Origin of the sequence: Pseudomonas sp. 8BK, from assembly GCF_902506475.1 — a bacterium.
Taxonomy (GTDB): domain Bacteria; phylum Pseudomonadota; class Gammaproteobacteria; order Pseudomonadales; family Pseudomonadaceae; genus Aquipseudomonas; species Aquipseudomonas anguilliseptica.
The window spans coordinates 2,085,676-2,107,571 of sequence record NZ_LR733252.1 but is presented as its reverse complement, the minus strand read 5'-3'; the positions used below and the strand labels follow the sequence as shown (position 1 = coordinate 2,107,571).

Genomic DNA, 21,896 nt, shown 5'->3' with positions numbered 1-21,896 from the left:
CTGAAACCTTTGCAGCTGATCCAGGCAGCGTCCACGCTTGGTCATCACCCGGCTGCGGTCTATGGTTGTGCTGCGCTTAATCCATCCCGAGGAGCCTCGCCATGTCCACGAAAACCCTGTTGCCCCTGCTGTGTGCCGGCATGATCGGCTTTGCTGACGCCGCTGTGGTGGTAAAACCGGTGCCTTATGAGATCGATGGTGAAGCCTTCGAAGGTTTGCTGATCTACGACGATGCGGTGACCACGCCGCGGCCCGGACTGCTGATGGTGCCCAACTGGCTGGGCGTTACCGAGGATTCGGCGAAGAAGGCCGCCCGCGCGGCCAGCGATAAATACGTGGTGTTTATGGCTGACATGTACGGCAAGGCCGTACGCCCGAAAAATGCCGATGAAGCCAAGGCCGCCGCGACGCTGGTGCGTAGCGACCGGCCGCTGATGCGTAAACGTGCGCAAGCTGCGGTGGAGGTGCTCAAGGCGCAAACTGCGCAGGTGGCGCTGGATGTCAGCAAGCTGGGGGCGATCGGTTTCTGTTTTGGCGGCGGTGCGGTGCTGGAGCTGGCGCGTTCCGGCGCCGATCTGAAAGGCTTTGTCTCGTTCCACGGCAATCTGGATACCCCCAATCCGAATGACGCACAGAACATCAAGGCACCGGTTCTGGTGCTGCATGGCGCGGACGATCCGGCAGTGCCGCAGGCGCAGGTCGATGGCTTTATTGCGGAAATGAAAGCGGCGAAAGCCGATTGGCAGTTGGTCAGCTACGGCGGTGCGGTGCATTCCTTCACCAATCCGGTGGCCAATGTGCCGGGGCGCAATGAGTACCACCCGGTGGTGGCAGCGCGTGCCTTCAAGGCCATGGATGATCTGTTTGCGGAAACTTTCGCCCAGTAAGGCGTGAACGGGAAGGCCAGGCGGCCTTCCCGCATGTGGATTTACATACCTGGCAACACGGCGATATCGATGATATTGCCCGGCAGGTCGGCAACCTCTCCCAGAGTGGTCGGCTTACCCGTGGCCAGATCCAGGGTGTGCAACGTGGTGCCGGCCAGCAGGTAGGCAGTGTTGCCACCCTTACCGTCGCTGACGATGTCCATTGCCGCGCTCTTCAGGCCATCGGCGACCATGCCAACCACTTGCTGAATGCCATCGTTTGGCGGGTTCTGCAGCATCAGGCTGCTGCTGGCGATATCAAAGTTGTACAACGAGGTGGCCTGGGTACCGGCATAGGAGTTGGTATAGGCACCTGCCACCACCTGTGCACTTTTACCTGCAAAGGCGCCGTCAGCCGCGTAGGCCACTGAACCGTCGACTACCACTTCACCCGTTTCGACATTCACGCGGAAGTTAGTGCCGTCGGCGGCGAGCATGCGCAGTTTGTCGGCGACCGGATTGAAGTCGATCACCGCCTGACCGCTGCCTGGTAGCTGCTTGTTCAGGCTGGCGACCTTGCTGGCGGCGCCAGTAGCCTGGTCCAGGGTGTAGAGCTGATTGTCACCGCCCAGCGCATAGAGCATGCCGTTGGCCGGACGTACATCGATGCCGCGCAGTGGGCTTGGGCTGTTGGTAGCCATCGTGGCAGTGACTTTCTGACTGGCGCTGTCGACCTTGAACAGCTGGCCGTCGGCGCTAAGGGCCAGCAGCGTTGCCGCGCTGGCAGTGCCGGCGGCGAGGCTGAGGGTGGCAGTGGCAACGGCTGTTGTCAGCAGGGTATTGAGCCTGTTCATAAGCGTCCTCTCATCTGTGGTTATCCAGCATCGATACAAGGCCGAACATTGCCGGCCTTGCAGGTGCCTCGATGAAACACCTGATAGCTATACCCACGAGAGAACGTCTGGATGTCGCTGCCTGAAAATAAATTCAGTTATTTGCAAATGGCCTCAGTTGACCGAAGCCATCACCGCGCGGCCGATATACAGCACCTTGCCGGTTGGCCGATCCTTCGGCGAGCCGCCGGCCGGTTCCAGCGTCAGTTCGAACAGCTGGCCGGCTTGTACCGCGCCAATCTGTTCGGCTGACAGTTGTAGCGGCTTACCCGGTTCGACCAGGCCCAATGAGCGCGGACCGATGGCGGGGTCGATCAACGTCCAGAACTGCACGGAGCGATCGGCTGGAATCTGATCGTCCAGCAACGGCTGCAAACGCAGGCTGCCTGTGCCGTCCACATGCACCACCCAGCCGGGTTTGGCCGCTTCCCCGGGGGCTTGCAGCACCACGGTGTAGCTGTTGCCAGGCATATCCGTACGCCACAGATCAGGCATCAGCGCGACGATCAGGGCGAGTGCCAGAGCGGCGCTGGTCAGACGCCAGGTGGTCAGGCTCTGCCACCAGGCCAGCCAGGTACTCACCCGGCTAACGGCCGGCGTCAGGCCGAGGCTGTCCTGCAGGCGTTGCCACAGTTGTGCTGAGGGTGTTTGCGGCGGCAGCTGATCGCTCAGTTCGAGAAAGTGCTGTTGCCACTGCAGGGCCATTTGTGCGGCTTCGCTGTCGTGCTCGATCAGCTCGCGCACCTCAGCGGCTTCGGCCTCATCGAGCAGGCCCAGGACATATTCGCCGATCAAGGCGCGGCGTTCGGCAGGTTGCTGCGGAATCATGCTTGCAAACACTCCTGCAGTGCGCGCAGGCCAGCGCGAATACGGCCCTTGATGGTGCCCAGCGGGGTGGTCAGGCGGTTGGCGATCTGCTCATGGGTCAGGCCACGGTAGAAAGCCAGAAGAATCGGGTGGCGGCGGTTGCGTTCGATACTTTGCAGGCAACGACGCAGTTGCTGCTGTTCGCCCTGTTGTTCAAGCAGTTCGGCGGCCTGTGGGCTGTCATCGGCGGCGCGCTCGATAAAGTCGTCATCCACCTCCAGCGTACGGCCACGGCTGCGCAACTGATTCAGCGCGCGGTAGCGCAGGATGCTGTAGATCCACGCACGGCCGCTGCCAAGCGCCCGCTGAAAGCGCTGGGCGTTGCGCCAGATCTGCACAAAGGCATCGTGCACGCAGTCTTCGGCTTGATCACGGCGGCCGAGCAGGGTGATGGCCAACCCGAGCATCTGCGCGGCCTCCTGTTGGTAAAGCGCCTGGAATGCACGATCGTCCTGCCGGGCGCAGGCTTCCAGATGGCTTTCGTAATCAAACAGCGGCTGCGCCATGCACAGGGTTCCTGAATGTGTGAGCGTGCCAAGGGTTATACCCGAGCACCTGCGCTTTGGATGTCGTGCGAGTGCAACAAATCTTCTCCGTCAGCGCGGCAGCTCGATGCGTGCGGTTTCGCCAGGCACGCTTGGCCAGTCCTGTGCGGCCCAGCGCTGGCGGGCTTGCTCGATCAGCGCCGGATCGCTGGCGACAAAGTTCCAGTTGATTCGGCGTGGACCAATCGGTGCCCCACCAATCAACATCAGGTGGCTCTCGCTGCAGGCGCTGAGGGTGTAGGTCTCGCCGTCAGGCAGCACCAGCAGGCCACGCAATGGCAGTTGCTGGTCATCCAGGGTGGCCTCGCCATCAATCAGGTACAGCGCGCGTTCGGCATGCTCGGCAGGGATTTGCAGTGCGCTGCCTGCGGCCAGCTTGATCTCGGCGTAGATAGTGGGCGACAGCACCGGGACCGGTGATTGCAGGCAGAAACCGGTGCCGGCAATCAGGCAGATGTCCACGCCCATACTGCTACTGCGCGGCAGGCTGTCGGCTGCGTGATGGCTGTAGCGGGGTTCGCCTTGCTCCTCGGCGGTGGGCATGGCCAGCCAGACCTGCAGGCCATGCATGTGCGAGCCGCTTTCCCACAGCGTCTGCGGTGTGCGCTCGACATGCGCGACGGCACGGCCTGCGGTCATCCAGCTGACTTCGCCGGGGCTGACCAGCTGATTCGAGCCGAGGCTGTCCTTGTGCTGTAGTTGCCCCTCGAACAGGTAGGTGAGGGTAGACAGGCCGATATGCGGGTGCTGGTTGATATTCATGCCGCTGCCGGCCGGGTAGGTGTTTTCCAGAATATGGTCAAAGAACACGAACGGCCCAACGCTGCGGCACTTGGCCGAGGGCAGGGGGCGCAGGATAGGTTGCCCGCCGAGGTTTTCCGTGCGTGGCTGGATCAGCAGAAAGTTGTTCATCAGACGCCCTCGCTCAGCTGAGTGCTGACCTCGACCGTGCTGCTGGTCATCAGTTTGTGGATCGGGCATTTGTCGGCGATGCGCAGCAGCTGCTGGCGCTGTGCGTCGTCCAGCGCGCCGTGCAGGGTCAGTTCTACGTCCAGGTGGTAGATGCCCTGACGCTCCTGGCTGTCATCGCGGTTTAGCTTTACGTCGAGGCCTTCCAGCGGCAAACCACGTTGCTTGGCATACAGCGCCAGGGTCAGCGCCTTGCACGCGCCCAGCGCAGCATCGAACAGGTCATGGGGTTCGGGGGCCGACCCTTCACCACCCAGCTCCACCGACACGTCGCTATGCAAGGTGTGCGGGCCGATGCTGATGCGCTGCAGCAGGCCTTTTTCGTTGCTGATGCTGATCATTTGAGCTCCTTGGGCTGAAACCATAATTCTTTGCGGGCAAATGGCGTTGCTGGGGGCAGGTCGGGGTTGTGCAGTTCGATAATGCGTCGCTGATGCAAGTTGGCCTGGCGCAGGGTATCGCCGTGGTATTGCTCGAACAGGCGCTGAAAGCTGCCATCGGCAATCATCGCTTCCAGCCCGCGTTCGATATCGGCGGCCAGGTCCGCACGGTTGCGCGAGGTAAAAAAGTAGAACGCGGTTGGGTAATGCAGCAACAGGTGGTTGTCGATACTCAGCGCCAGCCCGTCTTCTACGGCTCGCGCCTGTTCCTGCCAGGCCACCACCACTTCGCGGGGAAACAGATCGAAGCGTCCGGCGGCGAGCATCTGGAACAAACCGCGGTAGTGCTGGCTGGTGACTACTTTCAGGCCATTGGCACGCAGAATCGCGGTGTCCGGCCAGTCGTGGCGTTGGCCGAAGTTGAAGCGCTTGAGCTCATCGAGGTTTTCTACCGAAGCCAGCTGCTCGGCCGCATTACCGCGCTGCATCAGCACACGCCAGCCGATCAGGCCACGGTAGATCGGGATACGGATTGGCAGCAGGCGGGCTTCACGCTCCCGGGTGGTCATGGTCCACATCACCTGCACGCTTTTGCTGTCGTGCTCGATGGCCAGCAGCGCGCGGCTTTGTGCCATGGGTACCGGTGTGGGTTGCAGCTGGTAGCGTCCGGGCGTGCGCTCCAGCGCTGCGCTCAGCAGCGCCAGGGCATAGGCTTCGGGATCAATGCCGTCTGAGTGCAATGGGTAGTTCAGGCGCTCTGTCGCATGGCTTGTGGGCAGCAAGAGAAAGGCAAGAACCAGCAGTGTCGGCAGGGAGTTTGGCCAGGTGCATGGTCGGTGTGTCGAAGCTGAAGCCATTGCTGCAATCCTGGTTTCTGAACTAGAGCTCAGTGTAGTGAGTCAATTGTGCTCACGTCTTCCGGAGGGTTGGGGTTTGAAGCGACTTGCGTTGAGTCTGGCTGTTCTCGTCACTGTCTGTAGTCCGTTGGTGCTGGCGCGCGATTACCGCTTTAGCGATGCTCATCTGCACTATGTCGACTTCTTTCAGGAAAGCGCGGGAATGACCGAACTGTTCGAGCAGATGGCCGCCGGCAATATCGAGCATGTGATGCTCTCGGGCATTCCGGTGGCGAAGAAGTGGCATGAAGACGAACCCAAGCGGCCACGTTACTACGCCGGCGACGATGCCAACGCCTATTGGTACAGCGCCACCGATGTACTGGTGGCGCATGCCTATAAGCAGGTGCCCGCCGAGCAGCGCAAGCGTCTGCATCCATTTCTCTCCGGCTTCAACCCGAATGACAAGAATGCCGATGCACATATCCGCCGCATGCTTGAGCTTGATCCTGGCCTGTGGCAAGGCATCGGCGAGATTTTCACCCGGCATGACGACCTCACCGCGCTGATTCATGGTGATGCGCCGCGGGCTAACAACGAGGCTTTGGCGCGGGTCTTCCATCTGGCTGCTGAGTATGACCTGCCGGTGATGCTGCACTCCAATATCACGTCCAAGCGCGAGCGCAATCCGCTCTACCTGCAGGAAATCGAGGACCCGCTGCGCAACCATCCGCATGTGCGATTTATCTGGGCGCATGCTGGTACCAGCATGGAAATTCATCGGCACCAGAAAAAGCTGGAATTCTTGTTGCCTACGCTTGAACGGATGCTCAAGCAGTATCCCAATCTGTATATCGATCTGTCCTGGACTGTGCTGCAGCCCTATCTGCTGGATGCTGACGGCAAGCCTGATCCTGCCTGGGTGAAGCTGGTCAGCAGCTATCCGGCGCGCTTTATGCTCGGCTCCGATGTGGTCGGACGCTTCACCAGCCTGGAGGACTATATGAGCGGTTTTAAGCCGTTTCTCGATGCCTTGCCTGAGGATGTCGCGCAGCAGGTGGCACGCGATAACTTTCTCGCGGTGCTGCCGCGCCGGGTTCAGACCGATATGGCAGAGTAGGGCTGTCATTGCTCTGTCATACGGGTGTCATAGGCTCGCGCCATCTAAAAAAGGAGCGCGACATGCAATACACCCGTTTTAGTGCCCTGGCCGCACTTGTGTTGATCAGCAGCCTGGTGCAGGCCGAAGTCCGGGTAGACGGCCCGGTCGAGTACGGCGTTTTCGCCAGCGATTATCAGGACTTTCAGGAAGGTGAGCGGGTGTTGACCCGCAGTAACCAGCAGATTGAGCAAGGCGAAGTAATTCCTGCCAAGCTCGGCACCAAGTTCGGCATGCGTTACACATTGGTTGGCAAAGTGGCAGAAGACTCGCCGCTGACGTTGCTGTACCTCACCCCTGGCGTGGTCACTCCGCAAGGCACCCGTCACGACAAATTCGTTGTGACGCAAAAGCTGGTTCCCGGGGCGCCGCAGGATGTCATGGCCTTTGAGTTCACCGAACGGCATGAAGTGGTGCCCGGTGAGTGGCACTTTATGGTGTTCCAGGATGATCGCAAGTTGCTGGAGCAGCGCTTTATCGTGCGTTGAAGTTAGCTGAAGTTTTCACGCTGAACCCGAGCCCAGGCTCGGGTTTTTTATGATCGATAGGTCAAGAAGGCTAAGAGTGAGTCGATAGCTGTATCTGTAGATATTGGCTGAAGGTCTTAAGGCATTCATAAGGATAATGGCCATACGCTATCGAATAAGCTGCTTCAGAACTGTAAAGGACTGCCGTGATGACCCTAAGAAATCTCAATATTGCGCCCAGAGCATCGCTTGGCTTTGGCCTGGTGGCGCTGCTGGTTCTGCTGCTCGGTAGCTTTTCGTTGCTGCAGATGAGCGAAATGAACAAGCAGTCGGAGCAGATAAATGGAAACTGGTTGCCCAGTATCCTGAGTCTGGCAGAGATGAATCAGGATCTGCTGCGGCTACGGGCACTGACCCTGCGCTCAATGCTCAACAGCGATGAGTCATCGACCAAGCAGAACATCGCCAGAATGGAAGAGTTCCGAGGCCTCTTACACAAAGCCCAACGTGAATATGAAAAGCTGATTTCCAGTGCAGAGGAAAAGACTCTTTACGGGCGCTTCAAGCAGGCTGAGAGCAGTTATCTGCAGGAGCAAAACAGGATCGTTGATGCGTTAAAGAAAAATGACTTGGACGCTGCACTAGCGGTCGCCCACGGCTCGCTCAACGGCCACGCCGACAGCATGGCCAAGGCCCTGGCTGAGCTGTCTGAGTTGAACCGGGTTGGCGCCACCGCCGCTGCCAAAAATGCCGATGAGGTATTTGAAAGCTCGCGTTGGTGGGTAATCGTGATGATTGCTCTGGCACTTGGCCTGACGGTGATCCTGGCACTGCTGCTGACCCGCAGTATCGTTGCGCCGCTGAGCGAGGCGGTACGGGTGGCCGAAGTGGTAGCAAGCGGCAACCTGACCCAACCCATCGAGGTGCAGGGCAGTGATGAGCCGGCGCGTTTGCTGAGTGCCTTGAAAAGCATGCAGCAGAGCCTGCGCAGCACCATCAGGAATATTTCCGACTCCTCCACGCAGCTGGCCTCGGCGTCAGAAGAGCTCAGTGCGGTGACCGAGGACTCGACCCGCGGCTTACACCAGCAGAACAATGAAATCGAGCAGGCGGCTACAGCGGTCAATCAAATGACCAGTGCCGTGGAAGAGGTCGCGCGTAATGCCGTCAGCACCTCTGAGGCTTCCAGTGAGTCCAACCGCACGGCCCAGCATGGCCGCGAGCAGGTGCGCCAGACTGTCGAATCGATCAGTAACCTGGCTGATGACGTGACCCATACCGCCTCCGAAGTTGAGCAGCTGGCCGGGCAGGTGCGCGATATCAGCAAGGTACTGGATGTGATCCGTTCGATTGCCGAGCAGACCAATCTGCTGGCGCTGAACGCCGCGATTGAAGCCGCGCGGGCAGGTGAAGCCGGGCGCGGTTTTGCCGTGGTAGCCGATGAGGTGCGGGCCCTGGCGCATCGCACCCAGCAGTCGACCCGTGAAATCGAGCAAATGGTCAGCGGCATTCAGCAGGGCACCGACAAAGCGGTGAGCTCCATGCAGAACAGCAACAGCCGGGCGCGCTCAACTCTGGATGTAGCCAAGGCTGCAGGCCTGGCGCTGGATGAGATTGCGGCTGCGATTTCGCAGATCAACGAGCGTAACCTGGTGATTGCCAGCGCTTCGGAAGAGCAGGCTCAGGTGGCCCGCGAAGTGGATCGCAATCTGGTGAATATCCGTGATCTGTCGATGCAGTCTTCGGCCGGGGCCAACCAGACCAGTGCAGCCAGCCAGGAGTTGTCACGTCTGGCGGTGGACCTCAATGCACTGGTAGCGCGCTTCTCTATCTGAGTGAGCTCCGCGTAAAGCACAATAAAAAAGGCCATCCCGAGGGATGGCCTTTTTATGCTGCAAACACAGGGCGAGGCTTATTGGCCTGCCCAGCGCTTGAGCACCAGAGTGGCGTTGGTACCACCGAAGCCAAAGCTGTTGCTCATCACGGTGTCGAGCTTGGCATTCTCGACGGTACTGCGCTGGATCGGCAGGTCGGCGATTTCCGGGTCGACTTCGTCGATGTTGACCGAGCCAGCGATAAAGTTGCCTTCCATCATCAGCATGCAGTAGATCGCTTCCTGCACGCCGGCGGCGCCCAGGCTGTGGCCGGACAGGCTCTTGGTCGAGCTGATGGCTGGTGCCTTGGCGCCGAACACTTCGCGTACTGCGCGGCTTTCCGCGACGTCGCCGACTGGAGTCGAGGTGCCGTGGGTGTTCAGGTAATCGATAGGGGTATCGACGGTGGCCAGGGCTTGCTGCATGCAGCGCACTGCGCCTTCGCCGCTTGGGGCAACCATGTCATAGCCGTCGCTGGTGGCGCCGTAGCCGACGATTTCGGCGTAGATCTTGGCGCCGCGCTTGAGGGCGTGCTCCAGCTCTTCGACCACCACCATGCCGCCACCGCCGGCGATAACGAAACCGTCACGCTTGGAGTCGTAGGCACGCGAGGCTTTTTCCGGGGTTTCGTTGTACTGGGTGGAGAGGGCGCCCATGGCGTCGAACAGGAAGCTCTGGCTCCAATGTTCTTCTTCACCGCCGCCGGCAAACACTACATCCTGTTTGCCCAGCTGGATCTGCTCCATGGCATTACCGATGCAATGGGCGCTGGTGGCGCAGGCCGAAGAGATCGAGTAGTTGACGCCCTTGATCTTGAACGGTGTGGCCAGGCAGGCGGAAACGGTGCTGCCCATGGTGCGCGGCACGCGGTACGGGCCAACGCGCTTGACGCCCTTTTCGCGCAGGATGTCCATGGCCTCCATCTGGTTGAAGGTCGACGCGCCGCCGGAGCCTGCAATCAGGCCCACCCGTGGGTTGGAAATTTCTTCCGCACTGAGGCCCGAATCTTTGATCGCCTGTTCCATGGACAGGTAGGCAAATGCCGCAGCATCACCCATAAAGCGATAGACCTTGCGATCAATCAGCTCTTCCAGGTTCAGGTCAACGGAACCGGATACCTGGCTGCGCAGGCCCATTTCGGCATAGGCAGGGTTGAAGCGGATGCCTGACTTGCCAGCACGCAGGTTGGCAGAGACGGTGGCTTTGTCATTGCCCAGGCAGGAAACGATGCCCAGGCCGGTAATCACGACGCGACGCATGCGATAAGTCCTTTAGAAATTGTCGGTAGAAGTGAACAGGCCAACCCGCAGGCCTTCAGCGCTGTAGATTTCGCGGCCATCAACGCTGACGGTACCGTCGGCGATAGCCAGGACCAGGGAGCGGGCGATGGTGCGTTTGATCTGAATGTTGTAGGTGACTTTCTTGGCGGTCGGCAGGACCTGGCCGAAGAATTTCACTTCACCCGAACCGAGGGCGCGGCCGCGGCCGGGATTGCCCTGCCAGCCGAGGTGGAAACCCACCAGCTGCCACATGGCATCCAGGCCCAGGCAGCCTGGCATTACCGGATCGCCTTCAAAGTGGCAGGCGAAGAACCACAGGTCAGGAGTGATATCGAGCTCGGCGACAATTTCGCCCTTGCCGTACTTGCCGCCGGTGTCGCTGATGTGAGTGATGCGATCGATCATCAGCATGTTCGGCGCGGGCAGTTGCGCATTACCTGGGCCGAATAGTTCGCCGCGACTGCAAGCGAGCAGTTCTTCCCGGGTGAAGGCGTTTTGTTTGGTCATGCGAGCTCCTCAATTTGTCCCATGCGCCAAGGCTGGGCGAATCATCCTGGCTGGCGACGCAGCCTCTGCGCCTGCCAACAGCCTAGTCATAGACTGTTGCGTTGTGGTGAAAGTCACAGCCTTGTGAGTACAGTTGTACTCCGCTCTTGTTGGCCTGTCATAGCCCATGGCTCTAGCCTGCAGCAGTTGAGCCTTCTTGACTACCCGTCGAAGGTCGAGAGGGCAGCCAGCGCTGCAGGATTCGCTGCAAATCTGCCCGTTTAAAGGGTTTTGCCAGGTAGTCATTCATGCCCGATTGCAGGCAGGCCTCACGGTCGCCCTGCAGGGCATTGGCGGTCAGGGCGATGATCGGCAATTCGGCGCAGCCCGGCAGGCGGCGGATCTGCCGCGTGGCCTCGTAGCCATCCATGATCGGCAGGCGGCAATCCATCAGAATTGCTGCATATCTCTGCTGGCTGACCTGATGCACGGCCTGGGCGCCATCGCCGACCAGGCTTACCTGATAGCCCAGGCTGCGCAGCATCGCCTCAATTACGGTCTGGTTGACCGGGTTGTCTTCGACCAGCAGCACTGGCTGGCCGTTACCCTGGTCTGCTGGCAGTGGTGCGTCGCTGACAGCAGGTGTGACCTGCTGGGAAAAGGGCAGTGGCACTTCCAGGGTAAATACCGAGCCCTGGCCTTCCTGGCTGACCGCGCGCAGGGTGCCGCCCATTCGCTCGGCAAGGGTGCGGGCAATGGGTAAACCCAGCCCTGTGCCGCCGTAACGTCTTGAAATAGAAGTGTCGGCCTGCTGGAAGGCATCGAACATATGTTCCAGGCGCTCGGGGGAGATACCGATGCCGCTGTCGTGTACCGAGCAGCTGAACCACAGTACCTGGTTGTCCAGCGCCTGCCAGGTGCTGTGTACGCGGATACTGCCGGTTTCGGTGAATTTCAGGGCGTTGCCGATCAGGTTGACCAGAATTTGCCGAATCCGCGTTGGGTCGCCCTGCACCTGCAGCTGCTCCAGCCCGCTCTGCGTGTCCAAGAGCAATTGCAGGCCTCGCTGCTGGGCGCTGTGTTGGAATACCTGAATTGAGCTTTGCAGCAGGTCGAGCAGGCTGAAAGGGATGCGTTCCAGTTCCAGCGCGCCGCGTTCGATGCGCGAGAAATCGAGAATATCGTTGATGACTTTCAACAGGTGTTCGGTGGACTCGGTGGCCAGGGCAGCGTATTCCGCCTGCTCCTGGGTCATCTCCGTGGTTTCCAGCAACTGCAGCATGCCCAGTACGCCATTCATCGGTGTGCGCAACTCGTGGCTCATCATCGCCAGGAAATCGGATTTGGCACGGTTGGCTAGCTCCGACTGTTCGCGTGCTTGAATCAGCAGGGCCATGGCCCGTTGTTGTTCTTCACTGGCGCTGGCCAGGCCGTGGGCGAGGTTGTTGATATGCCGCGCCAGCGCCTGCAATTCTCCTTCACCGACTTCGGGCAGAGTGGTCTGGTAGTTGCCGGCCTGAATCGCGCTAACCGCTTCGCCCATGGCGCTAAGCGGTTGTGACAGATGGCGGGCCAGGCGGCGAGCGAGAAGAAAGGTCAGTACCAGGGCAAACAGGGCGATCAGGGTGGCCTTGAAGAGGATTTCCTGTTGGCGGGTGTTGAAGGCATCGTTGGACATGCCCACGACGACATAACCCAGGTAGTCATCGGTCAGTGCTTGCTGAGTGGGACTGTTTAATGCCGCGCGTTGCAGATTAATCGGCGCCTGGAACACCTCGACCTGACTACTGGCGTGGCCGCTGCCAGGTGTCTGTTCGACGTAGACGAGAATCTTGCCAGTGTGGTCGCGTACTTCTAGAAAGCGCACATGGGGGGTCTTCAGTGTGGCTTGCAGCAGGGCATCGAGCACATCGAGGTTGCCGGAGATCACCCCGTAGGTACTGGCCGGGGCTAACTGGCTGGCGATCAGCTGTCCGTAGTGATTGAGTTCCTGGCGCAGGTCCTGCAGGCGGGCAAAGGTGAAGAACCCGGTGAGCAGTAGGGTCAGCAGCAGGGCGGGGCCAACACTGATCAATTGCGTGCGGGTATGGATATTCCAGCCACGGCGCAAGATCATCGGGCCACTCCGCTGTTGCGCAGACCTTGCGAGCGCTGGAGAGCTGGCCGATTTTTCACGACCTTAGGGTGAAGCCGGGCTTGGGTGCTATAGATCACGCCACAACCTTGTTTGCGTTTGAAAGGCTGCATGTTAACTGAGCTGCCTGGCTTTGCCAGTGCCAGGCAACCTGCTAAAAGCTGGCTGCATACAGGTGTCGCCGTATAATGCGAGCGATTCGCCACTTTCAATGGTTTACCACGGATGCGTTATGACTGATCAGCACCCCATCGCAGTGCTTGGCGGCGGTAGCTTCGGCACTGCGATTGCTAATTTGCTGGCCGAGAATGGCCAGCACGTCCTGCACTGGATGCGCGACCCACAACAGGCCCAGGCGATTCGGCTGACCCGTGAAAATCCGCGTTACCTCAAAGGCATCAAGATTCACTCAGGCGTTGACCCGGTAACTGACCTGAGCGGAACCCTGAAGGCTTGTCAGCTTATTTTCGTGGCCTTGCCCTCCAGTGCCTTGCGCCAGGCCTTGCAGCCGGTGGCCGAGCTGCTGAGCGGCAAGTTGCTGGTGAGCACCACCAAGGGCATTGAGGCGCAGAGTTTTCTGCTGATGAGCCAGATTCTCGAAGACATTGCTCCGCAGGCGCGCATTGGCGTGCTGTCTGGACCGAATCTGGCGCGTGAAGTGGCCGAGCATGCGCTGACTGCTTCGGTCGTCGCCAGCGAGGACGAAGATCTCTGCCAGCAAGTGCAGGCCGCGTTGCACGGCCGTACCTTCCGCGTGTACGCCAGTGGCGACCGTTTTGGCGTCGAACTGGGCGGGGCGCTGAAGAACGTCTACGCGATCATTGCCGGTATGGCGGCGGCCATGGACATGGGCGAAAACACCAAAAGCATGCTGATTACTCGCGCATTGGCGGAAATGACCCGCTTTGCGGTCAAACTGGGCGCCAATCCCATGACTTTCCTCGGGCTGGCCGGGGTGGGCGATCTGATCGTCACCTGCTCCTCGGCGAAAAGCCGCAACTATCAGGTCGGTTTCGCCCTCGGTGAGGGGCTGAGCCTGGAGGATGCTGTAACGCGTCTGGGTGAAGTGGCGGAAGGGGTAAACACCCTCAAGGTGCTGAAAGCCAAGGCTGAAGAGTTGCAGGTCTACATGCCGTTAGTCGCAGGTCTGCATGCCATTCTGTTCGAGGGGCGCACGCTAAATCAGGTGATCGGCGCACTGATGAGCGGTGAGCCGAAGACCGACGTCGACTTTATTCCCACCACCGGTTTCTAAGATTTAGCTTTCTAAACCCTGCAAGGAGATGAGCATGAGTGATGACAATCAGGAACTGCAGCGCGAATCGATTCTGCTGCGCATCCTCTGGATGGTGATCTTCACCATTGTCTGGCAACTGGCGGAAATCCTCCTGGGCGCCGTGGTGTTGCTGCAGCTGGGTTATCGCCTGTTTTACGGTGCGCCGAATGCCGGTCTGCTGAGCTTTGGTGACAGCTTGAGCCAGTACCTGGCGCAGATCGGTCGCTTTGGCACCTTCAATAGCGATGAAAAACCCTGGCCTTTTGCCGACTGGCCTACCCCGCAAGCACCACAAGGTGAGACTCCGCACAGCATTCCGCCGGCGGCCCACCCAGTGCGTGACGAAGAACCGAAGCTTTGACTGGTCGGTTGATGGGGGCAGGGCGGTGAAGCTGTGGCTGCTGCGCCACGGTGAAGCCGAATCGACTGCACGCACTGATGCCGAGCGCAACCTGACTGCCCATGGTCGGCAGCAGGTGCGTGAGGCAGCTGCGCACTTGCTGGACCGGCCATTGCAGGCCGTTCTGGTCAGCCACTATGTCCGGGCGCAGCAGACGGCCGATCTGGCCTGCGACGTTTTGGCCTTTAGCGGTATCCGGCAGACTGTGCCCTGGCTAACGCCGGAGAGTGACCTGCGCCAGACGCTGCGCGAGCTGGACGGCTATGCGTTCGACGAGCTGTTGCTGGTTACCCATCAACCGCTGGTTGGCGCCTTGGCGGGCTTGCTGATTCATGGCCATCGCCAGCAACCGCTGCCCATGAATACCGCCAGCCTGGCGTTGCTGGAAGGTGATGATCTGCTGGTCGGGTTAATGAAATTGTCGCTCCACAAGCACCCGACGCAGCGCTGACGGCTTACTACACGCCGAAACATTTCTCCTCTTGCGGGCCGCCTTTGTGCGTGGAATAGTCCGACCAAGCAATTGCTTGGTTGGCTCCACAAAAACAACAAAGGAGGAAGCCCTGTGGCTGATGCAATCCGTTTGCCGCTTGAGGTGTTTTATGAGCGCGAGGCTCGGCACCCGAATAAATGCTACATGGTGCAGCCGCTGCCGGGTGGCCAGCTGCAGGAACTGAGCTGGGCCGACGTCGGTGAGCAGGCGCGCCGTGCGGCCAACTGGCTGCGCAGCCGCGAACTGCCACAGGGCAGCCGCATCGCGATCATTTCAAAGAACTGTGCGCACTGGATTGTCACCGACCTGGCGATCTGGATGGCCGGTCACGTTTCGGTGCCGTTGTATCCCAACCTCACCGCCGAATCGGTTGGTCAGGTGCTGCGCCACTCCGAGGCGGCGCTGGTGTTCGTCGGCAAGCTGGATGATTGGCCATCCATGTTGGCGGGTGTGCCTGAGAGCGTGCCTACTGTCGGCCTGCCGCTGCGCCCGCAGGGCGAATTCAGCTTTACCTGGGATGACCTGCAGGGCTGTACGCCGATTCAGGACAACCCCAAGGCGGCTGCCGACCAGCTTGCCACCATCATCTATACCTCCGGTACCACTGGCACGCCGAAAGGGGTGATGCATCACTTCAGCAATTTCGGCTTCGCCGCCAGCCACGCCACTGAGCTGTTTGGCGTTGGCGAGAATGACCGGGTGCTGTCCTACCTGCCGCTGTGCCATGTGGCCGAGCGTATGTTTGTCGAACTTGCGTCGATCTACGCCGGACAGACGATCTTCTTTGCCGAGAGCCTGGACACCTTCCTCGAAGACCTCAAGCGCGCGCGGCCAACGGTGATGTTTGGCGTGCCACGGATCTGGACCAAGTTCCAGATGGGCGTCTACAGCAAGATGCCGGCCGAGAAACTGGACTTCCTGCTCAAGTTGCCGATTATCGGGCGCATCGTCGGCAAAAAGGTACTGGTCGGCTTGGGTCTGGAGGCTGTGCGCTATGCACTGTCTGGCGCGGCGCCGGTGCCTGAGGCACTGCTCAACTGGTACAAGCGCCTGGGCCTGGATGTGCTGGAGGTCTATGGTATGACCGAGAACTGCGGTTACTCGCACGTATGCCGGCCAGGCAAGTTCAAACAGGGCTGGATCGGCCAGAATAGTCCCGGCGTCGAGGTGCGGATTGCTGAGGATGGCGAAGTGCAGGTGCGCAGCGGTGCGACCATGCAGGGCTACTACAAGGACCCGGAAAAGACTGCAGAAACCATCACCCCGGATGGCTTCCTGCGCACTGGCGACAAGGGCGAACAGGATGCCGAGGGTAACCTGCGCCTGACCGGGCGGATCAAGGAAATCTTCAAGACCAGCAAGGGCAAATACGTTGCTCCGGCACCCATTGAAAACCGCCTGGGCGAGCACTCGCGTATTGAACAGGTGTGTGTGGTCGGCGATGGCATGGCCCAGCCGATGGCACTCTGTGTGCTTTCTGATGTAGGCCGCAGCGAAGCCCTCAACGGCGCGCGTGGCGAGCTGGAAAGCAGCCTGAAAAAACTGCTGGAAGAGGTCAATCAGAATCTCGACAAGCATGAGCGCCTGCAACGTCTGGTGCTGATCAAAGAGGTGTGGGCGGTGGATAACGGCTTCCTCACCCCGACTCTGAAGATCAAACGCGCGGTGGTTGAAGGCACCTATGGTGAACGCTTCGACGAGTGGACCACTCGCAGCGAAGCGGTGCTCTGGCACGAGTGATCAAGAACGTGGCCGGCATACTTGGATGCCGGCCACGTTCTGGCTGAATCGACCTTAAAGGACTGACTATGGCCCTCTGGCAGCAAACCCCGAACCTGGCTCAGCTCAATGGCTTTCTGAAAAACACCATCGGCGAGCAACTGGATATCCGCTTTGACGCCTTCGACGACGAGTCGCTGACCGCCAGCATGGTGGTCGACTCACGTACTCACCAACCCTACGGCCTGCTGCATGGCGGCGCGTCGGTGGTGCTGGCGGAAACCCTTGGCTCCACCGCCAGCCATCTGTGCATCGATAGCAGCAAGTTCTACTGCGTTGGCCTGGAAGTAAACGCCAATCACCTGCGCGGCTTGCGCAGCGGCCGGGTGACTGCGGTCGCCCGCGCGGTGCATCTGGGGCGTACCACCCATGTATGGGATATCCGCCTGAGTGGCGAGGATGGCAAGGCCAGCTGCATTTCCCGGCTGACCATGGCCATTGTGCCGTTGGGTGAGAACGGCCCGGCGCAACGCTGAGGGCCGCCCGCGCTATTCGTTGGCGGGCCTCCCATCAGCTTTGGCTATAGTGCCGTTATTCACTGGCCGTTTTGTCATTGCTGCATCTCAAGCACTGCCGGACAATCGTTGGCAACTTCCCTGATAAGCCCGCCGCCATGACCCAGTCCGTATTCTTCGCCCATGCCAACGGCTTCCCCTCGGCCACCTACGGCAAGCTGTTTGCCGCGCTGGCGCCTGACTACTCGGTGCAGCACCTGGAGCAGCATGGGCATGACCCGCGTTTCCCGGTGAATGACAACTGGAGCAATCTGGTCGATGAGCTGATCCACCACCTCGAAGCCAGCCAGCAACCGGTATGGGGTGTTGGTCATTCCTTGGGGGGTGTGCTGCATTACCATGCCGCCTTGTTGCGTCCCGAGCTGTATCTGGGCGTGGTGATGCTCGACTCGCCAGTGCTGACCCTGGCCGACAAGATGGTGATTCGCGCAGCCAAACGCTTTGGCTTTATCGACCGCATCACCCCGGCAGGGCGCACGCTGGGCCGGCGTGAGGAGTTTGTCGACCTGGCCGAAGCACGCGGCTATTTCGCCGGCAAGGGCCTGTTCCGCCGTTTCGATCCCGAATGCCTGGATGCCTATGTGCAACACGGTCTGCAAGCGGCGGGTAGTAACCTGCGCCTGCGCTTTGATCCGGCTACGGAAATCAGCATCTACCGCAGCGTGCCGCACACCAGCCCGGGCCGGCCGCAGCAGTTGAAGGTGCCGCTGGCCATGGTGCGTGGCCGCCATAGCCGGGTGGTACTGCCGCATCACGCCCATCTGGTGCGCCGCGTGCCGAAGGGCGAATACCTGACCCTGCCCGGCGGGCATATGTTTCCTCTGGAACGCCCGCAAGATACGGCGGAGTTGCTGAAAAAGCTGTTCCATCGCTGGGCCGGGCAACCCGCGAGCGAGCAAAGCGCATGAGCCTGAATTTTGAAGAAGTCCGTCTGCGCCTGCCGCATATCGAGCTGGCTGCCCATCTGTATGGCCCGGAAGACGGCGTGCCGGTGATTGCTCTGCACGGCTGGCTGGACAATGCCGCCAGCTTTTCCCGCCTGGCGCCGCTGTTACCGGGGCTGCGCATTGTGGCCCTGGATTTTGCCGGCCACGGCCATTCTGAGCATCGTCCGCCAGGCGCCGGTTACGCCATCTGGGACTATGCCCACGATGTGCTGCAGGTCGCCGAACAGTTCGGCTGGCAGCGCTTTTCTCTGCTCGGGCATTCCATGGGCGCGATCGTTTCGGTGTTGCTGGCCGGGGCGATGCCGGAGCGGATCGAACGCCTGGCGCTGATTGACGGGCTGATTCCCTACACCGGTGAGTCGGACACGGCGCCACAGAAACTCGGCGAGGCGCTCAAGGCGCAGTTGGCCCTGGCTGGCAAGAGCAAGCCGGTGTATGCCGAGTTCGACCGGGCGGTGCAAGCGCGTATGCGCGGGGTAGGGGCAGTCAGCCGTGAGGCCGCAGAATTACTTGCTCAGCGTGGCCTGATGCCGGTGCCCGGTGGTTATACCTGGCGCACCGACAGCCGCCTGACGCTGCCATCGCCGCTACGCCTGACCCAGGCCCATGCGTTGGCATTCGTGCGCAGCCTGCAATGCCCGGCCAAACTGGTGATGGCGCAGCGGGGCATGTTGCTTGCTCAGCCGAGCATCACTCAGCTGGTCGAGGGCCTGGCCATCGAGGTGGCGCAGCTGCCTGGTGGCCATCATTTGCATCTGGATGACGACGCGGGGGCGGGCTTGGTAGCAGACTGTTTCAAAGCTTTCCTGGGCGCGCCTTGACTTGGTAAAGGCAACTGGGGAAAGGTGTGGGCGATAGCCACGGAGATTCGCATGATCGACCTGTATACCGCCGCCACCCCCAACGGCCATAAAGCGTCCATCGCACTGGAAGAGTTACAGCTGCCGTACACCGTGCAGGCTTTGAGTTTCGACAAGCAGGAACAGAAGGCTGCGGCCTTTCTCAAGATCAATCCCAATGGCCGCATTCCGGCGATTGTTGACTGCGCCAATGATGATTTCGCCGTGTTCGAGTCCGGTGCCATTCTGCTGTATCTCGCCGAGAAAACCGGGCAGCTGCTGCCCAGCGACGCCAAGGGGCGCTCGCGGGTGATCCAGTGGTTGATGTTCCAGATGGGCGGGATCGGCCCGATGCAGGGGCAGGCCAATGTGTTTTTTCGCTATTTTCCGGAAAAACTGCAGGGCCCGATCGACCGTTATCAGCACGAAACCCGCCGTCTGTATGAAGTGCTCGATACGCGCCTAGGCGAGTCGCAGTACCTGGCCGATGACTACAGCATCGCCGATATCGCCACCTATCCCTGGGTGCGCATCCACGATTGGGCCGGCGTCTCAATCGACGGCCTGGAGCATCTGCAGCGCTGGATGGCTGAGCTGGCTGATCGCCCTGCAGTGCAGCGCGGCTTGCTGGTGCCGCAGCGTGAAGCAGACGGCGACAAAATCGTTAAAGCGGCGCAAGCGATGCTGATCAAATGAGCCGCCTTAATCGTTATTGCCTCGCTCTGAGTCTGCTGCTGGGCAGCGCCGTTGTCTGGGCAGATGCTGCCGGTAGCCAGGATCTGGACGTGCTGCCGCGTTTCGCCGGGAGCAAGATTGTCAGCTTCAAGGATGTTGCCGAACAGGAGCGCATTTACCCGCAAGGGGCGATTCGCCGCATCAGCGGCACTCTGCGTTACGAGCGCGAAGTGGCTGCCCAGGGCCAGTTGACCGCCGTGACCTATGAGCTGCCGCGCACTCACACGGCCAATGAGGTGTTCGCCAAGGCCCGCGGCGATCTGCAAGTCCAGGACGCCGAGTTGCTTTACTGGTGCGTGGGCCGTGAGTGCGGCTCCAGCAGCCTGTGGGCCAATGCGGTATTTGCCAATGCCACCCTGACCGGCTCGGATGATCAGCAGACCTATGCACTGCTGCGCCTGGCCGAGCCGCGTCAGGACAGCCTTCTGGCTCTGTACAGCATCACCCGTGGCAACAAGCGCGCTTACCTGCATGCCGAGTTGCTGAACGCCAATGCGCCGTTGGGGGAAGTCTTGCCGACCCCAGCCACTCTGCAGCGGCAGCTGAAAAGTACTGGAGAACTGCGCTTGGCCAAACAGGTCGAACCCAGCGCTGCCTGGGTCGAACTGCTTGCGCGCAGCCTCAAGCTCGACAGCACCCTGCGCATCGTCATCAGCGGCGCACAGGCTGAAGCCTGGCGCGATGCGCTGGTAGAACAGCGGGTGCGTGCCAGCCGTCTGGAGCTGGGTGATGCTGATGTGAGCGGCGTACAACTCAACGTGCTGCGCTAAGACGCTACTGTCGGTACTCTTGCGGTGATTAATTGATCCGGCTCTGTCCCTTGCGGCAGAGCCTTTTTGCGTTGTGCAGGGAGCTGGTTGAATGGCCAATAACGATCGTTTGCTGGTGCAGATTCTCCTACTGGTCCTGTTGGGTGCCAGCCTGTGGGTATTGGCACCGTTCTGGTCGGCGCTGTTCTGGGCTGCGGTGTTGTCGTTTGCCAGCTGGCCGGTGATGCGCGTGCTGACACGCCTGCTCGGTGGCCGTCAGGCGCTGGCTGCGGGGCTGCTAACCCTGGTTTGGACCGTGGTGGTGGCCGTGCCATTGGTGATGCTGGGCTTCAACCTTGCGGATCACATCAAGGATGTCACCGCCTTGCTCAAGGACTTTCAGGTCGAAGGGCTGCCACCGGCACCCACCTGGTTGGCTGGCGTGCCGCTGGTGGGTGAGCGCCTGGTGGGCTTCTGGATGACCATCGACCAGCAGGGCGCGGCGTTTTTCGCCACAGTGCGGCCGTACCTGGGGCAGGTTGGCAACTGGCTGCTGGCGCGCAGTGCGCAGATCGGTGGCGGCATGCTGGAATTGGCCCTGAGCCTGATTCTGGTGTTCTTTTTCTACCGCGACGGGCCGCGCCTGGCGGCGTTTGCCGAAAGCCTGTTGCAGCGCCTGATCGGCGATCGCGCCGAGCATTACCTGGAGCTGGTGGCCGGCACCGTGCAGCGGGTGGTCAACGGGGTGATCGGTACTGCCGCAGCGCAGGCGATCCTGGCCTGGATCGGTTTCACCATCGCAGGCATACCCGGTGCGCTGGTGCTTGGGATTCTGACGTTTGGCTTCAGCCTGATCATGGTTCCACCGCTGATCTGGGGCCCAGCTGTAGCCTGGTTGTTCTGGCAGGGCGAAGTCGGTATGGGTGTGTTCCTGCTGATCTGGGGTTTCCTGGTAATCAGCGGCGTCGATAACATCCTCAAGCCGTACCTGATCAGTCGTGGCGGTAACCTGCCATTGATCGTGGTGCTGCTCGGGGTGTTTGGCGGCATCCTGGCGTTCGGCTTTATGGGCTTGTTCCTCGGCCCAACCCTGTTGGCCGTGGCGTATAGCCTGCTCAGTGATTGGGTTGGTAGCCCTGTTGTAAACACCGCTGCGAGCAGCGCGGAGCCGGCGGACAAACCGCTCAGCTGAGTTCGCAGTGCAACCGTGCTGGTGTTCGAGCAGGTTGGCATTCTCGGTAAATTTCCCCCGCGGCGCCTTGGTCGCCTGTAGCCAGGGTGGTAGCCTTGCTGCGCTTCGCCGGCTGATACACGGCTTGCGCAGTCTGGCGTTGTGCGCAAGCCCGACGCCGCGCCTCAAACCGCAACAGGCGGTAGCAGGGAAGCCCCACACCTATAACGGACACG

The 21,896-nt window shown here is 60.6% G+C and carries 22 protein-coding genes and 1 pseudogene; 14 read left to right on the top strand and 9 right to left on the bottom strand.

What is annotated here, in order from left to right:
• Window positions 1-101: 101 nt before the first annotated feature.
• Entirely contained in the window at window positions 102-887 is a 786-nt protein-coding gene (locus ACIN8IBEIGE_RS09645; protein WP_160014447.1) for a dienelactone hydrolase family protein, read from the top strand.
• A gap of 41 nt (window positions 888-928) precedes the next feature.
• Here ACIN8IBEIGE_RS09645 and ACIN8IBEIGE_RS09640 read toward each other — a convergent pair whose 3' ends face one another.
• The 6 genes from ACIN8IBEIGE_RS09640 to ACIN8IBEIGE_RS09615 form a co-directional block, all read right to left on the bottom strand.
• Window positions 929-1,720, bottom strand: a complete 792-nt coding sequence (locus ACIN8IBEIGE_RS09640; protein ID WP_160014446.1) for a DUF4394 domain-containing protein — start codon at window positions 1,718-1,720, stop codon at window positions 929-931.
• A 153-nt stretch (window positions 1,721-1,873) separates the two neighbouring features.
• On the bottom strand, window positions 1,874-2,587 hold the full coding sequence (locus ACIN8IBEIGE_RS09635) for an anti-sigma factor domain-containing protein (RefSeq protein WP_160014445.1): 714 nt from the start codon (window positions 2,585-2,587) through the stop codon (window positions 1,874-1,876).
• Window positions 2,584-3,132 carry a sigma-70 family RNA polymerase sigma factor gene (locus ACIN8IBEIGE_RS09630; protein ID WP_160014444.1) on the bottom strand — a complete coding sequence of 183 codons (549 nt, stop codon included), beginning with the start codon at window positions 3,130-3,132 and terminating at the stop codon, window positions 2,584-2,586. Before ACIN8IBEIGE_RS09630 ends, ACIN8IBEIGE_RS09635 begins: the two co-directional genes overlap by 4 nt.
• A 90-nt stretch (window positions 3,133-3,222) precedes the next feature.
• Window positions 3,223-4,083, bottom strand: coding sequence for a pirin family protein (locus ACIN8IBEIGE_RS09625; protein ID WP_160014443.1), 861 nt, complete (start codon window positions 4,081-4,083; stop codon window positions 3,223-3,225).
• Window positions 4,083-4,481 carry an OsmC family protein gene (locus tag ACIN8IBEIGE_RS09620; RefSeq protein ID WP_160014442.1) on the bottom strand — a complete coding sequence of 133 codons (399 nt, stop codon included), beginning with the start codon at window positions 4,479-4,481 and terminating at the stop codon, window positions 4,083-4,085. Before ACIN8IBEIGE_RS09620 ends, ACIN8IBEIGE_RS09625 begins: the two co-directional genes overlap by 1 nt.
• On the bottom strand, window positions 4,478-5,377 hold the full coding sequence (locus tag ACIN8IBEIGE_RS09615) for an ABC transporter substrate-binding protein (protein ID WP_160014441.1): 900 nt from the start codon (window positions 5,375-5,377) through the stop codon (window positions 4,478-4,480). The genes ACIN8IBEIGE_RS09620 and ACIN8IBEIGE_RS09615 overlap by 4 nt, the downstream gene beginning before the upstream one ends.
• 76 nt (window positions 5,378-5,453) lie before the next feature.
• Here ACIN8IBEIGE_RS09615 and ACIN8IBEIGE_RS09610 point away from each other — a divergent pair, with 76 nt between their 5' ends.
• From ACIN8IBEIGE_RS09610 to ACIN8IBEIGE_RS09600, 3 genes are all read left to right on the top strand, one after another.
• Window positions 5,454-6,476: an amidohydrolase family protein gene (locus ACIN8IBEIGE_RS09610; RefSeq protein WP_160014440.1), complete on the top strand. Its 1,023-nt coding sequence runs from the start codon at window positions 5,454-5,456 to the stop codon at window positions 6,474-6,476.
• A 62-nt stretch (window positions 6,477-6,538) separates the two neighbouring features.
• Window positions 6,539-7,003 carry a DUF3859 domain-containing protein gene (locus tag ACIN8IBEIGE_RS09605; RefSeq protein ID WP_160014439.1) on the top strand — a complete coding sequence of 155 codons (465 nt, stop codon included), beginning with the start codon at window positions 6,539-6,541 and terminating at the stop codon, window positions 7,001-7,003.
• 188 nt (window positions 7,004-7,191) lie between these two features.
• Window positions 7,192-8,817, top strand: a complete 1,626-nt coding sequence (locus tag ACIN8IBEIGE_RS09600) for a methyl-accepting chemotaxis protein (RefSeq protein ID WP_160014438.1) — start codon at window positions 7,192-7,194, stop codon at window positions 8,815-8,817.
• 77 nt (window positions 8,818-8,894) lie between these two features.
• On the opposite strand, the gene fabB is transcribed toward ACIN8IBEIGE_RS09600, so the two are convergent.
• From fabB to ACIN8IBEIGE_RS09585, 3 genes are all read right to left on the bottom strand, one after another.
• A complete protein-coding gene (fabB, locus tag ACIN8IBEIGE_RS09595; protein ID WP_160014437.1) occupies window positions 8,895-10,115 on the bottom strand; it encodes a beta-ketoacyl-ACP synthase I in 1,221 nt (406 codons plus the stop codon).
• 12 nt (window positions 10,116-10,127) lie between these two features.
• Window positions 10,128-10,643 carry a 3-hydroxyacyl-[acyl-carrier-protein] dehydratase FabA gene (gene fabA / locus ACIN8IBEIGE_RS09590; protein ID WP_090386203.1) on the bottom strand — a complete coding sequence of 172 codons (516 nt, stop codon included), beginning with the start codon at window positions 10,641-10,643 and terminating at the stop codon, window positions 10,128-10,130.
• A 172-nt stretch (window positions 10,644-10,815) separates the two neighbouring features.
• Window positions 10,816-12,738, bottom strand: coding sequence for an ATP-binding protein (locus tag ACIN8IBEIGE_RS09585; RefSeq protein ID WP_160014436.1), 1,923 nt, complete (start codon window positions 12,736-12,738; stop codon window positions 10,816-10,818).
• 250 nt (window positions 12,739-12,988) lie between these two features.
• Between ACIN8IBEIGE_RS09585 and ACIN8IBEIGE_RS09580 the strand changes: the two genes are divergently transcribed.
• The 10 genes and pseudogenes from ACIN8IBEIGE_RS09580 to ACIN8IBEIGE_RS09535 all read left to right on the top strand — a co-directional run bounded on the left by ACIN8IBEIGE_RS09580 (window position 12,989) and on the right by ACIN8IBEIGE_RS09535 (window position 21,681).
• Window positions 12,989-14,011 (top strand): NAD(P)H-dependent glycerol-3-phosphate dehydrogenase, encoded by a 1,023-nt coding sequence (locus ACIN8IBEIGE_RS09580; RefSeq protein WP_160014435.1) that lies wholly within the window; start codon window positions 12,989-12,991, stop codon window positions 14,009-14,011.
• 34 nt (window positions 14,012-14,045) lie between these two features.
• Window positions 14,046-14,393, top strand: a complete 348-nt coding sequence (locus ACIN8IBEIGE_RS09575; RefSeq protein WP_160014434.1) for a DUF4389 domain-containing protein — start codon at window positions 14,046-14,048, stop codon at window positions 14,391-14,393.
• A gap of 25 nt (window positions 14,394-14,418) precedes the next feature.
• Window positions 14,419-14,883, top strand: a complete 465-nt coding sequence (gene sixA, locus ACIN8IBEIGE_RS09570) for a phosphohistidine phosphatase SixA (RefSeq protein WP_160014433.1) — start codon at window positions 14,419-14,421, stop codon at window positions 14,881-14,883.
• 114 nt (window positions 14,884-14,997) lie between these two features.
• Window positions 14,998-16,665, top strand: a complete 1,668-nt coding sequence (locus ACIN8IBEIGE_RS09565; RefSeq protein WP_160014432.1) for an AMP-binding protein — start codon at window positions 14,998-15,000, stop codon at window positions 16,663-16,665.
• A 68-nt stretch (window positions 16,666-16,733) separates the two neighbouring features.
• The gene (locus tag ACIN8IBEIGE_RS09560) at window positions 16,734-17,180 is read left to right on the top strand and encodes a hotdog fold thioesterase (protein ID WP_160014431.1); all 447 of its coding nucleotides are present in this window, start codon (window positions 16,734-16,736) and stop codon (window positions 17,178-17,180) included.
• A gap of 137 nt (window positions 17,181-17,317) precedes the next feature.
• A pseudogene (locus tag ACIN8IBEIGE_RS09555) lies at window positions 17,318-18,117 on the top strand (alpha/beta fold hydrolase); the annotation flags it as partial.
• A gap of 6 nt (window positions 18,118-18,123) precedes the next feature.
• Entirely contained in the window at window positions 18,124-18,987 is an 864-nt protein-coding gene (locus tag ACIN8IBEIGE_RS09550; protein ID WP_160014429.1) for an alpha/beta fold hydrolase, read from the top strand.
• A gap of 51 nt (window positions 18,988-19,038) precedes the next feature.
• A complete protein-coding gene (locus ACIN8IBEIGE_RS09545; RefSeq protein WP_160014428.1) occupies window positions 19,039-19,701 on the top strand; it encodes a glutathione S-transferase family protein in 663 nt (220 codons plus the stop codon).
• On the top strand, window positions 19,698-20,510 hold the full coding sequence (locus tag ACIN8IBEIGE_RS09540) for a DUF4892 domain-containing protein (protein ID WP_160014427.1): 813 nt from the start codon (window positions 19,698-19,700) through the stop codon (window positions 20,508-20,510). The genes ACIN8IBEIGE_RS09545 and ACIN8IBEIGE_RS09540 overlap by 4 nt, the downstream gene beginning before the upstream one ends.
• Before the next feature lie 91 nt (window positions 20,511-20,601).
• On the top strand, window positions 20,602-21,681 hold the full coding sequence (locus tag ACIN8IBEIGE_RS09535) for an AI-2E family transporter (protein ID WP_160014426.1): 1,080 nt from the start codon (window positions 20,602-20,604) through the stop codon (window positions 21,679-21,681).
• Window positions 21,682-21,896 lie beyond the last annotated feature (215 nt).

What these genes read in the sequence shown, in the direction of transcription:
- ACIN8IBEIGE_RS09645 (WP_160014447.1), top strand. Translation starts at nt 102, where the DNA reads ATGTCCACGAAAACCCTGTTGCCCCTGCTGTGTGCCGGCATGATCGGC.
- ACIN8IBEIGE_RS09640 (WP_160014446.1), bottom strand. Translation starts at nt 1,720, where the DNA reads ATGAACAGGCTCAATACCCTGCTGACAACAGCCGTTGCCACTGCCACC.
- ACIN8IBEIGE_RS09635 (WP_160014445.1), bottom strand. Translation starts at nt 2,587, where the DNA reads ATGATTCCGCAGCAACCTGCCGAACGCCGCGCCTTGATCGGCGAATAT.
- ACIN8IBEIGE_RS09630 (WP_160014444.1), bottom strand. Translation starts at nt 3,132, where the DNA reads ATGGCGCAGCCGCTGTTTGATTACGAAAGCCATCTGGAAGCCTGCGCC.
- ACIN8IBEIGE_RS09625 (WP_160014443.1), bottom strand. Translation starts at nt 4,083, where the DNA reads ATGAACAACTTTCTGCTGATCCAGCCACGCACGGAAAACCTCGGCGGG.
- ACIN8IBEIGE_RS09620 (WP_160014442.1), bottom strand. Translation starts at nt 4,481, where the DNA reads ATGATCAGCATCAGCAACGAAAAAGGCCTGCTGCAGCGCATCAGCATC.
- ACIN8IBEIGE_RS09615 (WP_160014441.1), bottom strand. Translation starts at nt 5,377, where the DNA reads ATGGCTTCAGCTTCGACACACCGACCATGCACCTGGCCAAACTCCCTG.
- ACIN8IBEIGE_RS09605 (WP_160014439.1), top strand. Translation starts at nt 6,539, where the DNA reads ATGCAATACACCCGTTTTAGTGCCCTGGCCGCACTTGTGTTGATCAGC.
- ACIN8IBEIGE_RS09600 (WP_160014438.1), top strand. Translation starts at nt 7,192, where the DNA reads ATGACCCTAAGAAATCTCAATATTGCGCCCAGAGCATCGCTTGGCTTT.
- fabB (WP_160014437.1), bottom strand. Translation starts at nt 10,115, where the DNA reads ATGCGTCGCGTCGTGATTACCGGCCTGGGCATCGTTTCCTGCCTGGGC.
- fabA (WP_090386203.1), bottom strand. Translation starts at nt 10,643, where the DNA reads ATGACCAAACAAAACGCCTTCACCCGGGAAGAACTGCTCGCTTGCAGT.
- ACIN8IBEIGE_RS09585 (WP_160014436.1), bottom strand. Translation starts at nt 12,738, where the DNA reads ATGATCTTGCGCCGTGGCTGGAATATCCATACCCGCACGCAATTGATC.
- ACIN8IBEIGE_RS09580 (WP_160014435.1), top strand. Translation starts at nt 12,989, where the DNA reads ATGACTGATCAGCACCCCATCGCAGTGCTTGGCGGCGGTAGCTTCGGC.
- ACIN8IBEIGE_RS09575 (WP_160014434.1), top strand. Translation starts at nt 14,046, where the DNA reads ATGAGTGATGACAATCAGGAACTGCAGCGCGAATCGATTCTGCTGCGC.
- ACIN8IBEIGE_RS09560 (WP_160014431.1), top strand. Translation starts at nt 16,734, where the DNA reads ATGGCCCTCTGGCAGCAAACCCCGAACCTGGCTCAGCTCAATGGCTTT.
- ACIN8IBEIGE_RS09550 (WP_160014429.1), top strand. Translation starts at nt 18,124, where the DNA reads ATGAGCCTGAATTTTGAAGAAGTCCGTCTGCGCCTGCCGCATATCGAG.
- ACIN8IBEIGE_RS09545 (WP_160014428.1), top strand. Translation starts at nt 19,039, where the DNA reads ATGATCGACCTGTATACCGCCGCCACCCCCAACGGCCATAAAGCGTCC.
- ACIN8IBEIGE_RS09540 (WP_160014427.1), top strand. Translation starts at nt 19,698, where the DNA reads ATGAGCCGCCTTAATCGTTATTGCCTCGCTCTGAGTCTGCTGCTGGGC.
- ACIN8IBEIGE_RS09535 (WP_160014426.1), top strand. Translation starts at nt 20,602, where the DNA reads ATGGCCAATAACGATCGTTTGCTGGTGCAGATTCTCCTACTGGTCCTG.